1 protein-coding gene is annotated in these 706 nt (G+C 52.7%); it reads left to right on the forward strand.

Annotation, left to right across the window (positions count from 1 at the left end):
• A partial coding sequence (locus tag EZI54_RS23980; RefSeq protein WP_242674591.1) for a DMP19 family protein occupies positions 1-617 on the forward strand: 617 nt, incomplete at its 5' end.
• Between the last annotated feature and the right edge of the window lie 89 nt (positions 618-706).

Here is a 706-nt window from a genome sequence, read left to right on the forward strand (position 1 = left end):
GCGTTATGCACAAGCAAGGCATCGAAATGAGTGAGAAGGTCCCATGTACTGAATGCGGTGCAGCAATTTTAGCAAGTACCGCCGAGCGCACCGGCGGTCTGTGCATGCCTTGTAAAAACGGTAACCGTAAAAACATTGAGCAGGCAAAAGAATTCTACAAAAGGGAGCGTGAATTGGACAAAACCTGCCCATTCCGCGCTCTTTGGCGGGAGCTTGTCGATAAAGCCTATAACCAAGAAGACGGCTTCGCTAAATTAACCGATGACGAAAAGCTTTACTACGCGGTCAATGTGCTCAGCGGCGAAGTCTATAACGGTGGTTTTAATCAGTATTTCGATAATAGCTCCGGGGAGCACTACCGACATGCAGAGCTTGGCCTAATGCGTCTCGGGGCGAAACACTCGCTCAGTTTACTGCGAGAGGCCAAAGTGGCGCTGTTCGGGTCGGCAAGTGTGCCCAAGGACCGAGCCGAGCGATTTGCTGCATTGGAGAAGCAGGCTGAGCAGCCAAGCCTAGATGGGTTGGATGATGGGTTTTATAAGGATCCGGATTCACTGGGAGAAAAGCTCGAGGACTTTGCTGTAGCGACAGGGTTGGTCAAAATGCATAACCAATAGTTCCAGTACGTTCCGGGCCTGACGCCCCTCCACCGGACAGCCTTGCCGCCGCTTCGCTCTGCCAAGGCTGCCGCTGAACAACGGCGTTA

The organism is Marinobacter halodurans (genome assembly GCF_004327985.1).
Classification (GTDB): Bacteria; Pseudomonadota; Gammaproteobacteria; order Pseudomonadales; family Oleiphilaceae; genus Marinobacter_A; species Marinobacter_A halodurans.